Source organism: Pseudomonas sp. B21-036, assembly GCF_024748925.1.
In the GTDB taxonomy this organism is placed as follows: domain Bacteria; phylum Pseudomonadota; class Gammaproteobacteria; order Pseudomonadales; family Pseudomonadaceae; genus Aquipseudomonas; species Aquipseudomonas palmensis.
Map to the genome: position 1 here is coordinate 2,842,087 of NZ_CP087178.1, position 20,100 is coordinate 2,862,186.

General features: G+C 63.5%; 16 protein-coding genes. 5 read left to right on the plus strand and 11 right to left on the minus strand.

The window, feature by feature from the left end; translation table 11 throughout:
* Positions 1-25: 25 nt before the first annotated feature.
* The 3 genes from LOY33_RS12630 to pedF are packed head-to-tail and all read right to left on the minus strand — an operon-like array spanning position 26 to position 2,157.
* The gene (locus LOY33_RS12630; protein ID WP_258658266.1) at positions 26-952 is read right to left on the minus strand and encodes a quinoprotein relay system zinc metallohydrolase 1; all 927 of its coding nucleotides are present in this window, start codon (positions 950-952) and stop codon (positions 26-28) included.
* Between the two features lie 8 nt (positions 953-960).
* Positions 961-1,716: a quinoprotein dehydrogenase-associated SoxYZ-like carrier gene (locus LOY33_RS12635; protein ID WP_043860158.1), complete on the minus strand. Its 756-nt coding sequence runs from the start codon at positions 1,714-1,716 to the stop codon at positions 961-963.
* A 3-nt stretch (positions 1,717-1,719) separates the two neighbouring features.
* On the minus strand, positions 1,720-2,157 hold the full coding sequence (gene pedF / locus LOY33_RS12640) for a cytochrome c-550 PedF (RefSeq protein WP_043860159.1): 438 nt from the start codon (positions 2,155-2,157) through the stop codon (positions 1,720-1,722).
* Between the two features lie 273 nt (positions 2,158-2,430).
* On the opposite strand from pedF, the gene exaA reads away from it, so the two are divergent.
* Together exaA and LOY33_RS12650 are read left to right on the plus strand one after the other, a co-directional pair.
* Positions 2,431-4,302 carry a quinoprotein ethanol dehydrogenase gene (gene exaA / locus LOY33_RS12645; protein ID WP_043860160.1) on the plus strand — a complete coding sequence of 624 codons (1,872 nt, stop codon included), beginning with the start codon at positions 2,431-2,433 and terminating at the stop codon, positions 4,300-4,302.
* A gap of 102 nt (positions 4,303-4,404) precedes the next feature.
* Entirely contained in the window at positions 4,405-5,055 is a 651-nt protein-coding gene (locus tag LOY33_RS12650) for a pentapeptide repeat-containing protein (RefSeq protein WP_043860161.1), read from the plus strand.
* A 17-nt stretch (positions 5,056-5,072) separates the two neighbouring features.
* Here LOY33_RS12650 and LOY33_RS12655 read toward each other — a convergent pair whose 3' ends face one another.
* The gene (locus tag LOY33_RS12655) at positions 5,073-5,717 is read right to left on the minus strand and encodes a response regulator transcription factor (protein ID WP_043860162.1); all 645 of its coding nucleotides are present in this window, start codon (positions 5,715-5,717) and stop codon (positions 5,073-5,075) included.
* A 156-nt stretch (positions 5,718-5,873) separates the two neighbouring features.
* On the opposite strand from LOY33_RS12655, the gene LOY33_RS12660 reads away from it, so the two are divergent.
* Positions 5,874-6,410, plus strand: coding sequence for a PQQ-dependent catabolism-associated CXXCW motif protein (locus LOY33_RS12660; RefSeq protein WP_258658293.1), 537 nt, complete (start codon positions 5,874-5,876; stop codon positions 6,408-6,410).
* A 45-nt stretch (positions 6,411-6,455) separates the two neighbouring features.
* On the plus strand, positions 6,456-7,121 hold the full coding sequence (locus tag LOY33_RS12665; RefSeq protein WP_043860164.1) for a response regulator transcription factor: 666 nt from the start codon (positions 6,456-6,458) through the stop codon (positions 7,119-7,121).
* Here LOY33_RS12665 and LOY33_RS12670 read toward each other — a convergent pair whose 3' ends face one another.
* Positions 7,122-7,925 (minus strand): hypothetical protein, encoded by an 804-nt coding sequence (locus tag LOY33_RS12670; protein WP_052504202.1) that lies wholly within the window; start codon positions 7,923-7,925, stop codon positions 7,122-7,124. It lies immediately after the preceding gene.
* Between the two features lie 592 nt (positions 7,926-8,517).
* Here LOY33_RS12670 and LOY33_RS12675 point away from each other — a divergent pair.
* Entirely contained in the window at positions 8,518-9,591 is a 1,074-nt protein-coding gene (locus tag LOY33_RS12675) for a 3-deoxy-7-phosphoheptulonate synthase (RefSeq protein ID WP_258658305.1), read from the plus strand.
* A gap of 133 nt (positions 9,592-9,724) precedes the next feature.
* Here LOY33_RS12675 and LOY33_RS12680 read toward each other — a convergent pair whose 3' ends face one another.
* From LOY33_RS12680 to LOY33_RS12705, 6 genes are all read right to left on the minus strand, one after another.
* Complete coding sequence (locus LOY33_RS12680; RefSeq protein ID WP_258658308.1) at positions 9,725-11,047, minus strand: hypothetical protein; 1,323 nt, start codon at positions 11,045-11,047, stop codon at positions 9,725-9,727.
* A 205-nt stretch (positions 11,048-11,252) separates the two neighbouring features.
* Positions 11,253-12,533: a hypothetical protein gene (locus tag LOY33_RS12685; RefSeq protein ID WP_258658311.1), complete on the minus strand. Its 1,281-nt coding sequence runs from the start codon at positions 12,531-12,533 to the stop codon at positions 11,253-11,255.
* Positions 12,534-12,544: 11 nt separating this feature from the next.
* Positions 12,545-13,774 carry a hypothetical protein gene (locus tag LOY33_RS12690; protein ID WP_258658314.1) on the minus strand — a complete coding sequence of 410 codons (1,230 nt, stop codon included), beginning with the start codon at positions 13,772-13,774 and terminating at the stop codon, positions 12,545-12,547.
* Between the two features lie 116 nt (positions 13,775-13,890).
* Entirely contained in the window at positions 13,891-14,901 is a 1,011-nt protein-coding gene (locus tag LOY33_RS12695; protein WP_258658316.1) for a hypothetical protein, read from the minus strand.
* Positions 14,902-14,924: 23 nt separating this feature from the next.
* The gene (locus LOY33_RS12700) at positions 14,925-15,848 is read right to left on the minus strand and encodes a hypothetical protein (protein WP_258658318.1); all 924 of its coding nucleotides are present in this window, start codon (positions 15,846-15,848) and stop codon (positions 14,925-14,927) included.
* Positions 15,849-15,920: 72 nt separating this feature from the next.
* The gene (locus tag LOY33_RS12705; protein ID WP_258658321.1) at positions 15,921-20,027 is read right to left on the minus strand and encodes a hypothetical protein; all 4,107 of its coding nucleotides are present in this window, start codon (positions 20,025-20,027) and stop codon (positions 15,921-15,923) included.
* Between the last annotated feature and the right edge of the window lie 73 nt (positions 20,028-20,100).

Below are 20,100 nucleotides of genomic sequence, written 5' to 3' on the forward strand. Positions count from 1 at the left end.
CCTTGTTGGCCCGGCCCCAGACCTTCTAGCGATCCACCCGTTTGAGCACCTGCCGCTCATACTGCGGGTACAGATGGCTCACGCTGCGAATGAGCTCGTACTGACTCAACGCTATGCCCGCAAACCGCTGGGGTATCGGCGTGGCAATCACCTCGGTCATGTCCAGCCCCTGCGCCGCACTCTCACGCATCACCTTGTCCAGCCACCCCAGGTAATCAACCATCTGCGCAAACGGCGCACGGTCCGTGGCCAGCGGGCCGTGCCCCGGCACCAGCACCTTCCACGGCAGCGCCTCGAGCCGCTGCAGATCCTGTAGCCACACCGCCAGGCCAGGGGTGTTGGGCGTGGTCAGCGCACGCTGGTAGAACAACAGATCGCCGGCAAACAACACTCCGGTCTTTTCATCGAACACCGCCAGGTCGGCACCGCTGTGACCGGTCAAGGCCAGCAGCCGCAACCGGTGCGAACCGAACGCACGCTCACCCGCCGCCACCTGTTGGTCGGGCAGGCGCACCTGGGTGCCACGCATCCAGTCACCTACCATGCGGTACATGTTCTCGGCCAGGCCATCCCCCTGCTCCTCCAGCAACTGCGTGGTGCCAGGCAGTGCACCGACAGGCACACCGGCAAAGGCCTGGCTGCCCAGTGCGTGATCGGGGTGGTGATGGGTCAGCAGCACCTGCACCACCGGCTGGTCGGTGACGCTTTCGATGGCTTTGCGCAAGGCCTGCCCATAGCGCAGCGACGGACCGCTGTCGATCACCACCACGCCAGCCTCGGTGACGATGAAACCGGTGTTGACGATGTTGCCGCCGTTGGTTCGGGAGAAGTGCTCGGTGCTGCCCTCCAGCACATAGGTGTCGGCCGCGATCTGGCGCGGCGCCAGGTGATAGTCCAGGTCGGCCAGGCTCGGCAGGCTGACACACGCCAGCAACAGCAACAGTGCTCGCATCACGGTCCTCACTCGATGGCAGCGTCGAACTGGTTGCCGTTGTTGTCACGCAGCACCAGGCGGGTAGCCCCCTGGTTGAGCAGGTCGAAGCCCAGGCTGGGGTTCTCGCTCACGGCAGGAAACAGTTCGAGGGTGGCCAGCGACTGGCCCTGGGCATCGAACAGCTCGGCGTGTTCGATGAAGAATTCGGGGATGCCGCCAGTCAGGCCGTTATCCATCGGATGCGACACGTCCAGGCGCACGCGGCTGAAGGCTTCGCGCGGGTAGCGTGCACCCAGTACCTGGCCCAGACGCTCTTCCCAGCCGGGCTGGCTGCGTACCACGCTGGGCGCCGTGCAGCCACCGCCGGCGGCATCGATCAGGCTCGAACCGATGTGCCAGGTACCGTCATCGGTCAGCACGGCCGCCCGCAGCGGGGTGGCCTGCTCGATGCGTATGCGCACAGCCAGCCACGGCAGAACCTGCGGGCCGGGATGGAAATCGACGACCCGCGGTATCGGGTTGAGTTCGGCCCACACGAGTATGCGCTGCACCTTGCCCGGCAACGCCCGGGCATCGACCTGCAACGGCACCTGTCGGGCGTCCTCGGCGAATGGCGGGGCAATCACCCGCACGCGCTCATCAAAGACGTAGGGCTCATCCTGGAGCCACTGTTTGCGATAGAACTCCCACATCACCGACGGCACCGGATCGGCACCCGGCTGTATTGCACAGGCCGGGCCGGCCAGCAGCAACGCGGCCAACAGCAACGGTACCCGGCGCATGGCCTATTCCTCGATGTGCACGCTGTCAAGGTAGGTACGCACCGCCCACAACGCTTCCTGGCTCAGATAGTCGGCCATCTTGGGCATGTACACGCGCCCGTCACGCACCGCGCCGTTGCGTACCCGCTCCACGAACCATTCATCGCCCGCCTCGCCCTCGTCCAGCAGGCGCAGGTCGGGGGCGATACCACCGGACTTGGCTTCCAGGCCGTGGCAGGCCGCGCAGTTCTGGTTGTAGGCCGAGGCGCCGATGGACACTGCCTCGTCATGGTTGGGGCCGTTGCGGTAGGGGTTGGTTTCACGCCACTCGTCACCGAGTTTTTCCAGGGTGCCGGTGTTGACCGCCGACGGGGTCACGTTGCCATGGGCGAACACCGCCCCGGTACTCATCAGGCCGGCCATCAGCACGGCGCTCATCCAGGCGTTTTTCACTGTTGTCATTGTTCTGCCCTCGACTGCTTTGTCTGTACGGTTTGCACGCAGGCACCTCGCGATACCGGGGTGCTGCCGGGCATCTTAGAAAGCGCACTCCAGCGCCCCCATGCTGCTTTGGTGGTCGCGTGCTACTCCCTTGGTAGTAGGGCTTGTGGGGCAGTGCCAAATCATGCGCCGACTGGGACATTTTCCCGCTCAGGGCGGGAGTTTTTCCGTATCTGCGCAGGCGGCGACGATCCAGTCTAGGCAGGCACAAAACCTCCATTGGGAACACCCACTATGACAATAAGATCGTTACCCGCCGCGCTTTCCCCACTGTCCATGGCTGTGCAGGCCGTCCTGCTGGTCTCGAGCCTGGCCCTGGCACCGGCGGCCAACGCCAAGCCGGTGACCTGGGAAGACATCGCCAACGACCACCTCAACACCCAGAACGTGCTGCAGTACGGCATGGGCACCAATGCCCAGCGCTGGAGCCCGCTGGCCATGGTCAACGACAAGAACGTGTTCAAGCTGACCCCGGCCTGGTCGTACTCCTTCGGTGACGAAAAGCAACGCGGCCAGGAATCCCAGGCGATCATCAACGACGGCGTGATCTACGTCACCGGCTCCTATTCGCGGGTGTTCGCCCTGGATGCCAAGACCGGCAAGCGTCTGTGGACCTACAACCATCGCCTGCCGGACAACATTCGTCCGTGCTGTGACGTGGTCAACCGTGGCGCTGCCATCTTCGGCGACAAGATCTACTTCGGCACCCTCGATGCCCGCGTGATCGCGCTGAACAAAGACACCGGCAAGGTGGTATGGAACAAGAAATTCGGCGATCACAGCGCCGGCTACACCATGACCGGCGCCCCGACCCTGATCAAGGATCAGAAGAGCGGCAAGGTGCTGCTGATTCACGGCAGCTCCGGTGACGAATTCGGCGTGGTCGGCCAGCTGTATGCCCGCGACCCGGAAACCGGTGAAGAAGTGTGGATGCGTCCGTTCGTCGAAGGCCACATGGGCCGCCTGAACGGCAAGGACAGCACCCCTACCGGCGACGTCAAGGCCCCGTCCTGGCCGGACGATCCGACCACCGAGACCGGCAAGGTCGAATCCTGGAGCCACGGTGGCGGCGCCCCATGGCAAAGCGCAAGCTTCGACCCCGAAACCAACACCATCATCGTCGGCGCCGGCAACCCTGGCCCGTGGAACACCTGGGCACGTACCTCCAAGGACGGCAACCCGCACGACTTCGACAGCCTGTACACCTCGGGCCAGGTCGGCGTCGACCCGACCACCGGTGAGGTCAAGTGGTTCTACCAGCACACCCCGAACGATGCCTGGGACTTCTCGGGCAACAACGAACTGGTGCTGTTCGACTACAAGGACAAGGACGGCAAGCAGTACAAGGCCACCGCGCACGCTGACCGCAACGGCTTCTTCTATGTGGTGGACCGCACCAACGGCAAGCTGAAAAACGCCTTCCCGTTCGTGGACAACATCACCTGGGCCAGCCACATCGATCTCAAGACCGGTCGCCCGGTCGAAAACGAAGGCCAGCGCCCGGCCAAGCCATTGCCAGGCGAAACCAAGGGCAAGCCGGTGGAAGTCTCGCCACCGTTCCTGGGCGGCAAGAACTGGAACCCGATGGCCTACAGCCAGGACACCGGCCTGTTCTACGTACCGGCCAACCACTGGAAAGAGGAATACTGGACCGAAGAGGTCAACTACAAGAAAGGGTCGGCCTACCTGGGCATGGGCTTCCGCATCAAGCGCATGTACGAGGACCACGTAGGTTCGCTGCGTGCGATGGACCCGACCACCGGCAAGGTGGTGTGGGAGCACAACGAGCGCCTGCCGCTGTGGGCCGGCGTGCTGGCCACCAAGGGCAACCTGGTGTTCACCGGTACCGGCGACGGCTACTTCAAGGCCTTCAACGCCAAGACCGGCGAAGAGCTGTGGAAATTCCAGACCGGCAGCGGCATCGTTTCGCCACCGATCACCTGGGAACAGGATGGCGAGCAGTACATCGGCGTGACCGTCGGCTACGGCGGTGCAGTACCGCTGTGGGGTGGCGACATGGCCGAGCTGACCAAGCCGGTGGCACAGGGTGGATCGTTCTGGGTGTTCAAGATCCCGGCCTGGGATACCAAGACCGCCAAGCGTTGATCTGAGCGTTTTCGCGGGTCAAGTTCGCCACCACAAGGGATCACCAAACCTGTGGGAGCGGGCTTGACCCGCGTCTGCTTTCAAACTGCCAAGGAGATTCCCATGAAGTATCTGCCCCTAGTGCTCGCCGTCGCCCTGTCCCCGGCTTTTGCTGCCGACGACGAACTGGAACCACAGCCGCTGAAGATCAACGGCTGCATCATCCAGCCTGAAAGCCAGTGCCCCGGCGCCAACCTGCAGAACGCCGACCTGAACAACCAGGACATGCGCAAGATGAACCTGGCCGGTGCCGACCTGCGTGGCGCCAACCTGCGTCACGCCAAGCTCGACCTGGCCAACCTGGAGAAAGCCAACCTGCAAGGCGCCAACCTCACCCGTGCCAGCCTGCAGCAAACCAACCTGCGCGTGGCCAACTTCACCGATGCCACGCTGATCGCGGTCCAGGCCTGGGGCATGTACGCCCAGGGCGCCAACTTCAATGGTGCCAACCTCAGCGCCGCCTACCTGGAGTTTGCCCGCCTGTCCGGCGCCAAGCTGCACAATACCAACCTGCAAGCCGCCGACCTGGAAATGACCTGGCTGAGCAGGGCCGACCTTGTGGGGGCGAACCTGGCCGATGCCAACCTGCAGGAAGCCAAGTTCGGTGAAAGCAACCTGGAGAAAGCCGACCTGCGCGGCACTCGCCAGCACTACGCCAACTTCCAGGACAGCAACATGGAAGGCTGCCAGGGTTGCCCGAGCACCTGGGACTAGGTGCCTGCGTACACAGCCTACGCCGCTATACGCAGCAGGCCGGCTTCGATTGCCAGGTGCACCAGTTCGGCATGGGAGCTGACCTGCAGCTTGCTCTTGAGCAAGGTCAGGTAGTTGGAGACGGTCTTGGCGCTGATGCACAGCTGCTGGGCTATCAACCGGGTCGGCGTGCCCTTGGCCAGCATCAGGAAGATTTCGATCTCGCGCTGGGTCAGCCCCTGCAGCCGAGCATTGCCGCCACCCTGCCCCGGGTGCGGCTGGCAGGCCAGCTGGGTGGCCAGCGGTTGCTCGATGTAGGCATGCCCCGCCAGTACCCGGCGCACGGCTTCAAGCACCACCGCCGGCGCTGCCGCCTTGGACAGAAACCCGCAGGCCCCCGCGTCCAGTGCCTGGCGAACCAGGCCCAGCTCGGTGTGTTCGCTGAAAAACAGCACGCGCAGTTGCGGCAGGCGCTGACGCAGGCGCCGGGTGGTTTCCAGGCCGCTGATGCCGGGCAGGTCGAAGTCCATGATCACCAGGCCGGGCAGTTCCTCCTGCACCTGCTGCAGGGCCTCTTCGCCGCTGCCGGCCTCGCGAACTGGCAGTCCATTGAGCCCTTCGCCCAGAAAGTGGGCCAGGCCCAGGCGGATCATCGGGTGGTCGTCGACCAGCAAGATGCCCATCGCGCAGTTCTCCTGTAGTGGCTATACCCCATGCTAGAGCCGCTGGCGAGCACGGCCGCTACTACTTTGGTACTGCCCGCGCTGTCGATGGTCGCATTCACAAAGCGCCAGTACTGGCCTGTAATACCAGGCATAACAAAAACGAGACTGCCGACCATGCTGCTGCGTGCCTTGTTCGCTTCTGCCTGCCTGACCCTGGCGGTGCCCGCCAGCGCCGACACGGCGCTGTTCACTGCCGACGGCTACCGCGCCACCCTGTACCGCAGCCCTACCCCCGATAAGGCGCCGCCGGCGCAGACCCTCGATACCGCGCAGCTGCAGGCCCTGCTGCAACAGCAGCCACCGCCGTTGCTGATCGACGTGTACAAGCGCCCCTGGCTGCATGGCCGGTTCATCGACAGCGAGCCGCATGCCAACCTCCCCCACAGCCACTGGCTGGCCAACACCGGCGATGGCCAGCTGGACGACGCCTGGGCCCGCTATTTCAGCCGCCACCTGCAACGCCTGAGCCATGGCGACAAGCAGCGCGCCATCGTCTTCTACTGTCGCTCCGATTGCTGGCTGAGCTGGAATGCGGTCAAGCGCGCCGATGCACTGGGCTACACGCGGCTGTACTGGTACCGTGATGGCCTGGATGCCTGGGAGAATGCCGGGCTGCCGGTACACCCCGCGACACCCGAAGCGTTCCCCTGACTACTGTCTGCCTAGCGGTCAACCACAACAATAAGGTGCAAAGCCATGTACAAGATTCTGATCGCCGACGACCACCCGCTGTTTCGCGAAGCGATCCACAACGTCATCACTGACGGCTTCCCTGGCAGCGAGGTCATGGAAACCGCCGACCTGGACAGCGCCCTGAGCCTGACCGGCCAGCATGACGACCTGGACCTGATCCTGCTGGACCTGAACATGCCCGGCATGCATGGCCTTGGCGGGCTGATCAACCTGCGCAACGAGGCGCCGACGATCCCGGTGGTGATCGTCTCGGCCGAGCAGGACAAGCAAGTGGTGCTGCAGGCAATCACCTATGGCGCGGTGGGGTTCATCACCAAGTCGTCGCCGCGCTCGCAGATGACCGATGCCATCGAGCAGATCCTCAACGGCAACGTGTACCTGCCGCCCGACATCATCCGCACGCAAAAAAGCACCGGCCGGCGCAACCAGAGCGAGCATGCAGGCTTTGCCCCGGAGCTGCTGCAGGCGCTCACCCGCAAACAGTTGCTGGTGCTCGAGCGCATGACCAAGGGGGAGTCGAACAAGCAGATCGCCTACAACCTGGATATCGCCGAGACCACGGTCAAGGCCCATGTCTCGGCGATTCTGCGCAAGCTCAACGTGCACAATCGGGTGCAGGCGATTCTCAGTGCCGGCGATATCGACTTTACCGCCTATCTGCGGCGCTGATCAGCCGGCGCCGGGCAGCGCGAGGGTCTTGCCGCTGCCCACCGGCCCCATCGTCAACAGGGTTTCGGCCAGGGTCATGGGAACGATCATGTCCTTGGCGTTCTGCGCCTTGTAGTTGATGTCGGCATCGATGTGCTGTTGCACCTGCGCCGCATAGTCGGCCGGATACTGGGCCTTCTCGATTGCCGGCAGGCTGTTGTAGTGAGCCTGCACTTGCTTGAAGAAGTCCGTCATGCGGCCGGTGGTGTTGTATTCCTGTTGCGCCTTGTCGCTGACCTCGCGACGCCACGCCTGCTCCTGGCGGGTGGACTCCTCGAACGCGGCGCGCCGTTCGTTGACCGTGAAGGTGCCGCTGTCATCGTAGGTGATCAGCGCCAGTTGCTCGCGCGACAGGCCGGCGAACGGGTTTTCAACGGTCTTGCTGCCCACGGTCAGCGTCGCGTTCACGAACGCAGTGGCCTGTTCGGCCCGGGCCAGCAGCTCGGGGTCATCGGTGGCCGGTACTTCCTTGTCGTGGGCGGCCTTGTTGGCCGAATACGCAGCGCCGGTAATCTTGTCGAGCAGCGACCTGGCCAACGCACCGAGTGCCGAATGGCTCAGGCCGGTATCGCGCTCGCTGGCACGGGTGGCACTTGCGGCCAGTTGACGGGCCAGGTTGGAGACACTGCTGGTATCCTGCCCGGCGTAGGCATTCAGGGCCCTGGCGCTGCTGCTGTTGCCATGGTTGATGCCAAGGCTGGTAGGGAGGGGGCTTGCACCGGTGGTGCGGGTGGTAATGGCCGATGTGTAGTCGTTCACATGCATCGGGAGACTCCATGTGGTGGTATGCACGTCTGTGCGGCGTGCGCTGACAACGCTCCGGTGCCAGCAATCGGGCGCAAGCCTAACGCCATTTGCCGGTTGCATCCAGTTGCGCGCCTGAAGTAAGCTCGGGCAATCAACTGGAGCACAGCATGTCGTCTATTTCCCTCACTCAAGCACTGCACACAGGTCGCGTATCGCACCTGGCGGCTGTGCCTGCGTGCGCGGCACTGCCTGCCAGCGGCTTTTATTTTGGGTATTGGTTTAGCCACAGGCGCCGCTGATACCCACACCGGCGCCCACTCCCAGGGCCGCCGAACACGAGAATACTCAACCCCCGGTCGGCCCTGCCCACCGGGGGTTTTGTTTTGGGCGCCGTACGCCACCGACATCGATGAGGATTGCAGCATGAACCACAGCACCTATTACCGTTACCAAAGCCTTGCCTGGCGATTTAGCCACTGCCGTTCGGGCCAGCCAGCCGCCTCCGACCGGTCGAGTACAGGTGGCACGCAAACACCGACACGAAATCGAACATCTCGCTAGGGCCGAAGGCGCGGGACCGAACCCGCCTTCCGCCCAAGGAAAACCGACCATGCAAGCGTCCACCCAAGCCCTGAACCTGTCCCAACCCCAGGCTGTCGCAGCCAACAGTAGCCTCAACCTGCGCCTGCCCAGCCCGTTTCAGCTCAAGCAGCAACTGCCCTTGTCCAGCGCCCTTGGCGGCCAGGTCGAGCGCCACCGCCAGGCGGTGAAGGCGATTCTCGACGGCGAGGATGATCGCCTGCTGGTGATTGTCGGCCCCTGCTCGCTGCACGACCCCCACGCTGCCCTCGAATACGCCGAACGCCTGGCCGCCCTCTCCCGCCAGGTCGATGACCAGTTGTTGCTGGTGATGCGTGCCTATGTCGAAAAGCCTCGCACCACGGTGGGCTGGAAAGGCCTGGCATACGACCCGCACCTGGATGGCAGCGATGACATGCAGGGTGGCCTTGCACTGTCCCGCCAGCTGATGCTGGGCATGCTCGAACGGGGCCTGCCGGTGGCTACCGAACTGCTGCAGCCGATGGCAGCAGGCTACTTCGATGACCTGCTGAGCTGGGCGGCCATCGGGGCACGCACCACCGAGTCGCAGATTCACCGCGAGATGGTCAGCGGCCTGGGGCTGCCGGTCGGATTCAAGAATGGCACCGACGGCGGCGTGGGTATCGCCTGCGACGCCATCCGCAGTGCCGCGCATGCCCACCGCCACTTCGGGCTGGATGCCCAGGGGCATCCGGCGATCGTCGAGACCCTTGGCAATCCTGATACCCACCTGGTGCTGCGCGGCGGCCACCAGGGCCCCAACTACGATGCCGCCAGCCTGGAGCAGGCACGCCAGGGCCTGCACAAGGCCGGCATCCGCCCACGCCTGATGGTGGACTGCAGCCATGCCAACAGCGGCAAGGACCCACTGCGCCAACCTCAAGTGTTCAATCAGGTGCTGCAGCAACGCTTGCAGGGTGACCGCTCGATCATCGGCATGATGCTCGAAAGCCATTTGTTCGAGGGTTGCCAGGCACTGGGCAAGGCCCCCCTGCGCTACGGTATATCGATCACCGATGGCTGCCTGGGCTGGGGGGCCACAGAAGCCTTGTTGAGCGAAGCGGCCACTAGCCAACTCGGGTAGACACCTGTCGCCCCGACGAGGGCGCCTCGGCGCCCCTCACATAGGCAGAATGTTAAGGGGCAGGCAGGTCAGACGTACTGGTCCTGCCGTTCCAGCTTGCCCAGGGGCAGTGGGTTGGCCGCTGTCGCGTCGATTACCGAAGGGCCTGATCGTTCGGGTCGTAGATGAATAGGCGTCCATCTGTGGGCATCGGGCGCAACTGAAGCAACGGCAAGGTACGGCCCGTATCGGCGAAGTAGTCGGTCTGGAACCGCTTGCCACCTGCCAGGCCATCGCCCGCAAAGTAACTGGCCCTGCTGTAGAGCAGCGCCTCAAGCGGCAATCCAAGCGGCGCACCGGCGGGCCAGGCCGCTACAACCATTTCATTCCAGCCAAGGCCATCGTTGAGCTGTTGGCGGATCTCGTTGGCCACCCGAAATTGTTGCGCCGCCGGGGAGAACCAACAACCTGAGTATGGGCTGCCACGGAAGCGCGCCAACCATGCCGCTGCCGAATCGATCCCCGCTGAGGCGCAAGAAAGCCGGAAGTCGCACATATCGGCCCGCCCGCCAGTGCTACCATCGAAGGGGTACACGCACCGTAGAGACAAGGGTCTGGTCGCCGGTGCCGCTTCTTCACGTATCACCAGCCCCTGCGCCTTGTAGGTACGCAGCACCTTGCTGTCGGCGCGAAAATAACTGAAGGACACGCCATTGCCGCGTACCGAATTGGAGCTCGGGTTCCACGCACGGAAGTTGCCGACATCGGTCGTGCGCAGCAGTACACCACGGCAGTAGAAGGCGCCCCGATTGCCCCGGCAGGTGTCGTCGCCATTGCCGGTGTCGAGGTAGCGTGTGTTGAGCCGTGCCGCCACCCGGTAGCCATTGTCCAGTTGGTCTTGCTGACTGAAACCGAAGACCTGCCCCTGCGGTTCGCCAAGCTGCAAGCGCAGTAGCGGCAGCCATGTACCGGTGGCCTGGAAGTAATCGCGTTGGCTGCTCTGGGCGCGCAACAGACTGCCGGCTTGCCCGGGGTCATAGAACACGCCCTGGATCGCGAGTTGCCCCGGCGCCTGCGCATTCCAGCCGTTCACCACCACCTCGCCCAGGTTGGCCGCTGGCTGGGTGGCCTGGTACGGCTTGCCGTGGGCCAGCGCCGTAAAGCGATCAAACAGCAAAAACCCCGCGCCCGAGCCCAATGTCGTCGGCACATGGTCTTTGCGCACAAAGATGAAGCGCATGTCGGTGCCTTCGGCGGCGTCAGGCACCCAGAACTTCTCGGCCTGGTTGGGCATCAGCGTGCGCAGCACGATGCCGCTGCAGGCAAAGGCAGGTGCGCGCCCCACGCACTGGGACGCGGTACTGGCGTAGCGCGCATTCAGCAGCGCGGCGGTTTGTGGACCCCCAAGGGCATACGCTGCACTCTGTACAAGGCACAAGGTGCAGCCCAGGCACAGTGAACGCATCAGGTTCCTCATCGTCGACTCCTTGGCAGCGTGGCTGCGATCAGTGGATATCAGCTTGGATAGCCTGGTTCGTACTCGCCCGCCCGCCCCGAGAAGGCAGTGCCAGCAGAGGGTTTCAGGTACGATTGCTCACCTCACTCCGTAGCTCGCCGTGCTGCCACGCTTGTCGGTCGCAGTGAAGCCCCCTGGTTACCTCCATGCCCTATGCCTCGCGTTGTCACAGGTTCTGGTCCAGGGGGTCGAAGGTGAACACCTGGCCGTTGGCCGCCGTCAGATCGACCCGTAGCACAGGAATGACCTTGCCGGCCTGTTGGTAGTAATCGCGCTGGATGTACCGGGCACCGCTCAGCCCGCCACTGCCACGGATAAGGAATGCAGCCTCGAGTGCCAGTTGCGGGCCGATGTTCTGCGGCCAGGACGCGATGATGATTTCGTTCCAGGCGCCGCTATGGGCACGCACTTCGATACTCAACTCGAAGGCCGCAGCACTGGGGTCGAAGGCGCAACTGCTGAAGGGGTTGGCGCCATAGCGGCTGCGCCAGGCGCTGACACTGTTGATGTTCTGCGAGGCGCAGCTGGCCCGGCAGCTGTTGGGGATGACACTGCTACTGGCATTGGCCGGGTAGGCACAGCGCATTACCAGTGTCTGGCGTGCGGGTGCTGCAAGCTCGCGGTAGATGAGCCCTTCGGTACCGGCCAGGCGCTGCGTACCGACATCGCTACGTATGTAGGAGAACGACACGCCGTTGCGTGTCACGGAGTTGCTGCTGGGGTTCCATGCGTGAAAACCGGAGGCGCCATTCACTGCACGGATCAGCACCCCGCGACAGTAGGCGGCTGCCTGCCCGTCGCGGCATTCGCTCAAGGCATCCCGATAGCGGTGCTCAAGGCGCTCGGCCACGCGCCTGCCATTGTAGAGCTGCTCTTGCTGCGCGAAGCCGAACACCTGTGCCTGCGGATCGCCAGGCGCAATCCGCAGGATCGGCAGCCAGAGGCCGGTGGCCTGGTAATAGGCCAACTGATTGCGCTGAGCGCAGCGCAGGCCCCCGGCCTGCGCGCTGTCATGGAACAGTGCCTGGATGGCAAGCTGCGCCGGCGCCTGTGCCTGCCAGCCAGACACCAGGACCGCCCCGGGCGATACCGGGTCTTGCACAGCCTGAAAAGCCTTGCCAAGCGCTGCTGCGCTCAGACCATCGAACAGCAGGTAGCCGCACCCGAGCGCCAGGCCCGCCATGCTGCGGTCGTTGCGCAGGAAGACAAAGCGCAGGTCGCTGCCGGCAACGTCCTTGAGCGCCCAGAAATCTGCGTTCGCACTCTGCGGTACGCTGCGCACCAGTACGCCGCTGCAGGCGAAGGCAGGACTTCTGCCCACGCACTGTTCGGGCGTGCTGGTGAAGCGTGCATTGAGCCACTGCGCCGTGCGGGTGCCTTCCTGCGCGTGCACCGGCGCAAGGAAGGCGCACAGTGCCAGCACACCGCACAGTCTCAAGATGCCCATGTGTGCGCGCCTCATTTGAGCTGCTGCACAGCGGGGTCATAGGTGAAGGGCTGCCGATTGGCGGCCTGCACGTCCAGTTTGACCAGCGGTAGCCAGCGGCTGGTCTCCTTGAAGTAGTCCTGCTGGAACGACTGCCCCCCGGCCAGGCCGTTGGTACCCCCCACCTGCCCCAGGTAATGCGCAGTGGCGCTGAAGAAGAACGCTTCGATCGGCAATTGCGCTGCAATGTCCTGCGGCCAGGTAGGGACCATGATTTCATTCCAACCGGTTAGCCCCGGGACTTTCTGGCGAATCTCGACCATCAGTTGCAAGGCCGTGGCGTCGGCGCGGAACGCACAGCTTCTGAACCGATTCCCAGCAGTGGAGGCGGACCAGGTGGCGACGCTGTTCACCGGCGGTTGTTTTTCGTCGCACCAGCCACGAAAGGTGCAGGTGTTGGTTGATACCGCATCGTGCGTGGCGCCGTCGGCGACGTACAGGCATGCGGCAGGCAGGGTGTGTATTACAGGGGCGGCGGTTTCGCGAATCAGATAGCCTTGCGGCCACACCACCACCTTGATGGCCATGTCACTGCGCAGGTAGCTGAAGGACACGCCGCCGTTCTTCAGCGCACGGGGGGCCGGATTCCAGGCCTTGAAGTTGCCCGTGCCTGTCGAGCGCAACAGCACCCCGTTGCAATCGAACCCGGAGCGGCCGCTGATACAGCCAGGCCGGGTGTCGGCGTAACGCTGGTTGAGGCGCCGGGTGACCCTGTAGCCATTGTCCAGCTGATCCTGCTGGCTGAAACCGAACACCAGGCCATTGCCATCGCCCAGGTGCAGGCGCACCACCGGCAACCACTGGGCCGTGGCGTCGAAGTAGGCGCGCTGGCTGCGTTGGGCTGCCGCCAGGGCACCGGCCCGGGTGACGTCGTAGAAGATGGCCTGGATGGGCAATTGCGCGGGCACCTGGGCATTCCAGGTACTGACCACCACGCCACCGGCACTGCTGTCGGCCTGATACGGCCTGCCCAGGCCCACGGCCGTCAGCCGGTCGAACAGCACGAACCCCGAAGGTGCTGCCAGCCCGTCAAGGGCGCGGTCCTTGCGCAGAAAAACCAGTTGCGCGGCATCGTCTTTCTTCCAGAACGTTTCGACGTCGCTGGCTGGCACTGCGCGCAGCAACACGCCGCTGCAGGCAAAGGCCGGTGCGCGTCCTACGCACTGTGCCGGTGTGCTGCTGTAGCGCGCATTCAACTGCATCGCTACCTGCGGGCTCCCGACGGCATGGGCGCTGCCCAGCAAAACGCACAATGCGATGCCACAAATCAGTTTGCTCGCAACATTCATACAGGTCGCCTCCCATGGCGCGCCGCTGTTCAACGAATGCCGGCCGGGTAGCCCAGCTCATACTCTGTCGTGACTTCGGAACTGACCAGGTTGTCGTAGAGGTCCAGGTACACGGCCGTCTGTGCGCCCAACCCTTTGCCCCACACCCGGTACGGAGCCAGGTTCAGTGCCTCGGCGAGGCTGTTGGCCGGCGATGGGTAGAGCCGTGCCAGCGCCTCGAAATCCTCGTCGCTCGGCAGGGTGTAGCCCTCGTCGCGGGCCTTGGCCTGCGCCTGTGCCCAGGTGGATCGATACGCCGAGCTGAGCAGGCGCAGCTCACGCACGCCGCGCACACTGAGCACGTAGCTGGAACTGGCCCCTGCCGCGTTCTGCGCAGTGACGGTGATGTTGCCATTGCCCCATACCGAGACCTGTCCATCGGGATCGACCCTGGCAATGCCCGTGTTGTCCACGCGATAGGCGGTGGCCCCTGGCTGTGCACGGGTGTAGCGGGCATAGTCGGGGATGGTCGGTGGCGTCCTGGCCAGGTTGTGCTCGTCGAAGAACACGACATAGCGTCGGCTGGCCAGGTTGAGTGCCTGTGCAGCAGTGAAGCCTTCCTTGATCAGCAGGGTGACCACGCCCGATCTGCGCGGCGCCGAGCGCGGCGCCTGCGCGGTGTAGTAGACCTGCAGGGTCTTGCCGACATTGGCCTCGACATAGCGCTTTTCGATCGGCAAGGTGACGGGTTTGCCGGCATTGCGCGCCGAGATCGGCCAACTGATCGTGGTGATCGCCTGGCCTTGCGCATCGGCAAGGTAGATCGTCAAGGTGGTCTGGAACGCCAGTACTACCGCGTTATCGTTATCAACCCCCTGGACGGTGATGTTCAGCCCCGTGGCCGGTACCTTTTCAGGGTCCAGCTCGGCGCCCTGCAAGGCTGCCACTTCGGGCAGGCGAAGGGTTGGGTCCGAAGGTTGGGTAGTGTCTGCATGCGCATTGAACATGCTCGCGCAAACGCATAACACCAGTGCCGCATAGGTACGTCTGATTGCGTCCATCAACGGTTGCTCCTGCCATGGAGTCAGTGGGGCTGGCTGATGCCTATCGCGTAGCCTTTCTGGCTTGGGCTGGCGCTGCTTACCTGCAGCGTTGCCAGGTCCAGGTAGGTGGGCGAGCCGCTCGTATCAGTAACAACACCCAGAAAGCCTTTTTCCGTCATGTCCGGCAGGCCCAGGTTCTGCGCGTTCAGATAGCCCGCGAGGTCGTCTTTTGCCGCCGCGTACACAGCGCTGAAGCGACTGAAGTCGTCGGCTGTCGGCACGTCCAGGCCATAGCTGGTGGCGGCTAGTGCGGCGCCTGGGGCCTGCAGTTCGTGGTCGTAGCTCAACAGGTACAACCCCCTGACCCCTCGGACCGTCAGTGTGTAGCTGCCGACCGAGGCACCGGCAGCGTCCAGTGCGGTAATGGTGACCGGCGGATCCTCTGCATTGCCCAGCAGGCTGACCTTGCCGCTGCTGTCGACACGGGCAACCTTGGTGTCGCTGCTTTCGTAGTTGACGGCCTGTGCGGTGGTGCGGGTGAACTGTGCGTAGTCGGGCACTTCTGGCGGCGGGCTGGGCTCCTCGGCGGCGGTGCGGAACACGATGTAGTTGCGGCCGCTGAGGTCGACTGTCAGGGGCGCAGCGAAGTTCGCCTTGATGGTGAATGTCAGTACCTGCGACTTCACCCCGTCGACCTCGTAATACACGCGCAGTTGTTGGCCCTCACGGCCAAGCAATATGCTTTTCGCAATATTTTCCCACACCGCCAGTCGGTCGTTGTTCGGGGTGGGCCTTACCTCGTCGTAGAGCACCTTGTTCTGCTCGTCGAGCACAAACAGCTTCAGCACTTTGTTGTGCCAGCTGGCACTTCTTTGTACCTCTGCACGGGTGAATTCACCCACTGTACCGAGGTCGAGTGCCCCTTCGCTGACGTCGTTCATCTTTGGCACGGTGTAGTCGGTCATGTCGTCAAACTCCCGCAGGTAGGCAACCGGCGCCAGGCAGCGCCGATTGCAGGGTCATATCGCTCAAAGGCCTCAGGCGCCTGGCGCGCCAGCCCATTCGCCGTCGGCCTCGGCATTGACATCTACCCGGTGGCCGGTGGTCACCTTGTTGCGCAGCGCCGCCTGCACCGCCGCACTGTCGCCACCGCCCTGCGGTTGGCCCCACGTCACCACGCGCCCGTCTGACGTCAATGCGGCGAAGCCGTTGGAGTTGGCGTACACCGCACGCACATGTTTCAGTTGGTCGGACACCCGGCTGATATCGCCGCCGGCTTCAGAACGCCCCCAGACCGCCACGGTGCCGTCGCTGCACAGGGCGGCGAACGCCCATGCGCTGCCGGTGACCTGAATGACATTGCGCAGGTTGGCCACAGGCTGTGGCACGTTGCCGCCGTTGTTCGCGTTGCCCCAGGCCACCACCGAACCGTTCCTGCGCCGGGCACAGAAGGCATGCCAGGTGCTGGTGACCTCCACGATGTCAGTCAGACCTGCAATTTCTTGCGGCACCGAGCCGCCATGGCTGCCAGCCCCCCAGGCCACTACCTGGCCGGTGGCACGCAAGGCGCTGAATGCCTGGGCCGTAGCCCCCTCAAGGGTGACGATATCGGTCAACTGGGCGATTGCATCCGGTACCGTGCCGCCATATCCGGCATTGCCCCAGGCAACGACACGATTGTTGGTGCGCCGTGCGGCAAAGGCGGCAAAGTTGCCCTTGACGTAGTAGATGTCCTTGAGGTCGGCGATATCGTTGGGCAAGCTGCCGCCGTTGGCGGCACTGCCCCAGGCTACCAGCGAACCGTCGGCACGCTGCGCTGCAAAAGCGCTGCCGGCACCGTAGACAGCGGTGAAATCCGTCAGGTTGAGGATCCCCGGCGGAATGGTCGCGCCCTCGGGCCCCACACCCCAGGCAATGAGGCGGCCGTCGGCTTTGCGTCCGACAAACGCCCTGGCATTGCTGCGCACTTCGACGAAATTTCCGGTTTCACCTTTAGGCATGGAACCGCCCTCGCCCGCCTGGCCCCAGCACTGCACAGTGCCATTGGTCATGCGTGCGGCATACGCGCTGCGCGTGCAACTGACTTCAGCGATGTCGTCGCGGGTCTGCAATGTCGGCGGAATAGCTGCCCCGTAGGCAATACTGCCCCAGCCGACGATATCGCGCTCCCCCCCTGAGCGTTCGTTGCGCAGGGCGACAAACGCTGCACTGCCATTGACCGCGGCGTCGATTCCGTTGCCGATGATGTTGGCCGGGTTGAGCTGCACCTCATCGGTTTGCGTGCGCACGCGCAGCGCCTTCCAGGGCTGCTTGTCCATCCAGGTAGTGCCTGCGGTCCAGGTGGGCTCGTCCAGGTAACGCCATTCGGCGAGGATCGGCTGCAGGCTTTGCGCATTGAATGCGCTCAGAATTCGCGAGGTACTGGAGGCGCGGTAGGTGCTCGCGCCGTAGCGGGCGCCGAAAATACGCAGGTTGCCGCTGCCTATCACACGGTTTACGAAATAGCTGTTGGACGGCGAGCGTTCCTCCGGGCCGCCGCTGCTACGCTGCAGCGTGTATTCGAGCTTGATCGTGGTGCGATTGCTGGCGTTGATCGTGGCATAGGGTACCGACACGTCGAGGGCCTTGCCCTCGTCGCCCGCCGTTACCACGATCGTGCGGTTGAAGTTGCCTGCCGGCAGCTCGCTGTACACCCGTACGGTCACCCTGTCACCGCGCAGCAATCTGGCCACGGTGTCGATCCGATACGTTGCACCATTGCGTACATCGTCCGGGTTCAGCTGGTTGTTGGCGGTCGCCTGCACGAATATCGGCAGCGGCAGCGCCGCACGCTGTACCCGCAGCGTGACGGTGCCGGACGTCTGCTCGCGGCCATCGAAGCGGTACACCACGTACTTGACCCGTACATTGGCATCGATGTTGGCCAGTACGAACCGTGCATCGATAGACTGCTTAAGCTCACGTGTCTGATCTTCCAGTATGTACAGGGTGACGCTCGTCGAGCCTTGGGGGGCATCGCCATCCCAGAGCAGTTCCACTTCATCGCCAAGTTTGAGCTGGGCCTCGGCTGGGATCGTGACCACTGCATCGCCCACAGGGCGCAGCGTGCCATTGACCGCGCCCTCCACCACCGGGTCGGGCAGCAGTAACTGGCGCTCTTTGCGACGCAACGAAAGCATGGCAGACACGCGAGTCGGCTGGCGGTCTTCGATGACCTGGTAGTACACATCGGCTGCCACTGTCAGGTAGTTGCTCCATTTGGCGTGCTCGAAGGTGAACGTCACTTGCTTGTCGAGATTGTTCTTGGTCACCTTCATCAGATCGTCGAAGAAGGTACCGCCCGCGTCGGACCACACCACCCTGATGGTCTGGTCGAGTTTCATTCCGGTGTACGGCTCGATGATCACATCGACGCTGGCGAGGACATCAGGATCCAGTTCACCGTCTTGTGCCTGCGGGCAACGGGGTGCCGGCAGTTCCAACTGCGCCACGCCCACTTGCAGCGTGAGAGCCTGTGATTCCAGAGGGCGCCCCAGGCCCTGCCGGCTTACGGTGTAGCTGACTTCGAGCGAACCGCCGCTGAGCGGCTGAATGTTCTGCGGCCCGTTCACGGCAAACGAGATGTCTTTTCCTGCGCTGGCGCTGGTGACCGTTTTGGCGTCCTTGTAGAGCAACGTGCTGCCATCGGAACCGGTGCCTCGCCAGGTGATCTCGATGAAGTCGTCCTTCTCCAGCTGGGCCGCTGCCGGTACCACCACGGTCGCCGTTGCCAGTGTGGCCTCCAGCACGCCGTCGACCGCTTCGGTCACTTGCGGGCTTGGCAGCTTGACGGCGGCGCCGATAAAGTTTGCGCCCACACGCCGGGAGGTCTGTACTACGTTGCTTTTATCAGGCTTTCTGGTGAACCAGGTCCTGCCAAAACCCCGCGCCAGCATCTGCACGTGGGCATAGGGAATCTTGAATACCAATATCCGGGGGCTGCTCAACTTTTGCGAGTAATTCAGGGCAATGATCTGGCCTTGCGCCGTGGTGCCTACCCAGTACAGGGTAATCTCATCCCTTGCCTTGAAGCCGAACACCGACAGCGCCGCCACCTGTACTTCCAGGCCATCTTGCGCCACCAGCGCCACATCGATCGGGTCGCCCTCCACGGCTTGCGAGTCTGGGTTGACGATGATGGGCGGCAACAGTTTGTTGGGGTCGATCGATACCTCGATGTAACCGCGCAATGACCAGTCGCTTGCGGGATTGAACACTTCGTCCCAGATCCAGTACACAAGCACCAGCTTTTCGCTGTCGCCGGCCTCGTAGATGAGCTCGGCATCCACCTCGATGACGAGGTCGTTGCCCACCTCGTCAGGTTGCACGATGTACTCGACGATCGAGCCGCCCCAACTCAGGCGAATGGTGTCGTACTCGCGCATGTTCGGGTACGCCGGTACGGTGACTTCCACGCCATACAGCTCGCCATCAAGGAAGTCCTTGATGTCTTCTTCACCCACCACGCCACCGATTGGAGGGCTCGTCAGAAACGGTGGCAGCAGCTTGTAGTGCCCGGCGCGATCGGGTTCAGGGTCGTTTCCGCCGGGGTACTTGAGGCGTGCCAGTACCTTGAGCACCAGCGAAGACTCCTTGTTGGTGGAGCCTGCACGCGTGATCACGTAGTAGAGGTCGTGCACGCCCTCCAGCACCTTTTTGGCCGGGATGTAGGTTTCGATGTTCTGGCCGAGCTGCTCCTCGCGGACACTGACCTTCACCGCCGCGATGTTGCTGGTGCCATAGAACACCTCGATCAGATCCCCCGCCAGCATGTTCGGATACGGCTGCACGAATACCTGCATTCCGCGCACCGAATTGACCATCCCCTTGTTCACGCCAACCTGGGCGCCTTCGGTGTATACCGGGGTGATGTAACCTGGAATGTAGATGCGTCGCAGGGCCAGGGTGCCGGCTGCAAATCCTCCGAATGCCGGCGGCCCTCCCACTATGGCATTGAACAGGTCGATCATCGTTTGCAAGCCCGATTGGGTCCCGGGGACAATCAAGTTGTTCGTCATGAAGTTTTCTCCAATCCAGGAAGCCCGAAAGGTATGAACGGGGGAATGGGCTGGAAATGATTCAAAGGCAAAATGTACGAGGCGCACAACTGACACAAATACCAGGTGCCCGGCCAAGGCACGTGCGCACAGGGGGAGGAAATCGCGCGCCGATTGCGCT

Bases quoted from the DNA above. Each gene is read 5' to 3' on its own strand.
- LOY33_RS12670 (WP_052504202.1), bottom strand. From the start codon at position 7,925: ATGCATGTGAACGACTACACATCGGCCATTACCACCCGCACCACCGGT.
- LOY33_RS12680 (WP_258658308.1), bottom strand. From the start codon at position 11,047: ATGAGGAACCTGATGCGTTCACTGTGCCTGGGCTGCACCTTGTGCCTT.
- pedF (WP_043860159.1), bottom strand. From the start codon at position 2,157: ATGACAACAGTGAAAAACGCCTGGATGAGCGCCGTGCTGATGGCCGGC.
- LOY33_RS12665 (WP_043860164.1), top strand. From the start codon at position 6,456: ATGTACAAGATTCTGATCGCCGACGACCACCCGCTGTTTCGCGAAGCG.
- LOY33_RS12685 (WP_258658311.1), bottom strand. From the start codon at position 12,533: ATGGGCATCTTGAGACTGTGCGGTGTGCTGGCACTGTGCGCCTTCCTT.
- LOY33_RS12690 (WP_258658314.1), bottom strand. From the start codon at position 13,774: ATGCAGTTGAATGCGCGCTACAGCAGCACACCGGCACAGTGCGTAGGA.
- LOY33_RS12660 (WP_258658293.1), top strand. From the start codon at position 5,874: ATGCTGCTGCGTGCCTTGTTCGCTTCTGCCTGCCTGACCCTGGCGGTG.
- exaA (WP_043860160.1), top strand. From the start codon at position 2,431: ATGACAATAAGATCGTTACCCGCCGCGCTTTCCCCACTGTCCATGGCT.
- LOY33_RS12635 (WP_043860158.1), bottom strand. From the start codon at position 1,716: ATGCGCCGGGTACCGTTGCTGTTGGCCGCGTTGCTGCTGGCCGGCCCG.
- LOY33_RS12630 (WP_258658266.1), bottom strand. From the start codon at position 952: ATGCGAGCACTGTTGCTGTTGCTGGCGTGTGTCAGCCTGCCGAGCCTG.
- LOY33_RS12655 (WP_043860162.1), bottom strand. From the start codon at position 5,717: ATGGGCATCTTGCTGGTCGACGACCACCCGATGATCCGCCTGGGCCTG.
- LOY33_RS12650 (WP_043860161.1), top strand. From the start codon at position 4,405: ATGAAGTATCTGCCCCTAGTGCTCGCCGTCGCCCTGTCCCCGGCTTTT.
- LOY33_RS12700 (WP_258658318.1), bottom strand. From the start codon at position 15,848: ATGACCGACTACACCGTGCCAAAGATGAACGACGTCAGCGAAGGGGCA.
- LOY33_RS12675 (WP_258658305.1), top strand. From the start codon at position 8,518: ATGCAAGCGTCCACCCAAGCCCTGAACCTGTCCCAACCCCAGGCTGTC.
- LOY33_RS12695 (WP_258658316.1), bottom strand. From the start codon at position 14,901: ATGGACGCAATCAGACGTACCTATGCGGCACTGGTGTTATGCGTTTGC.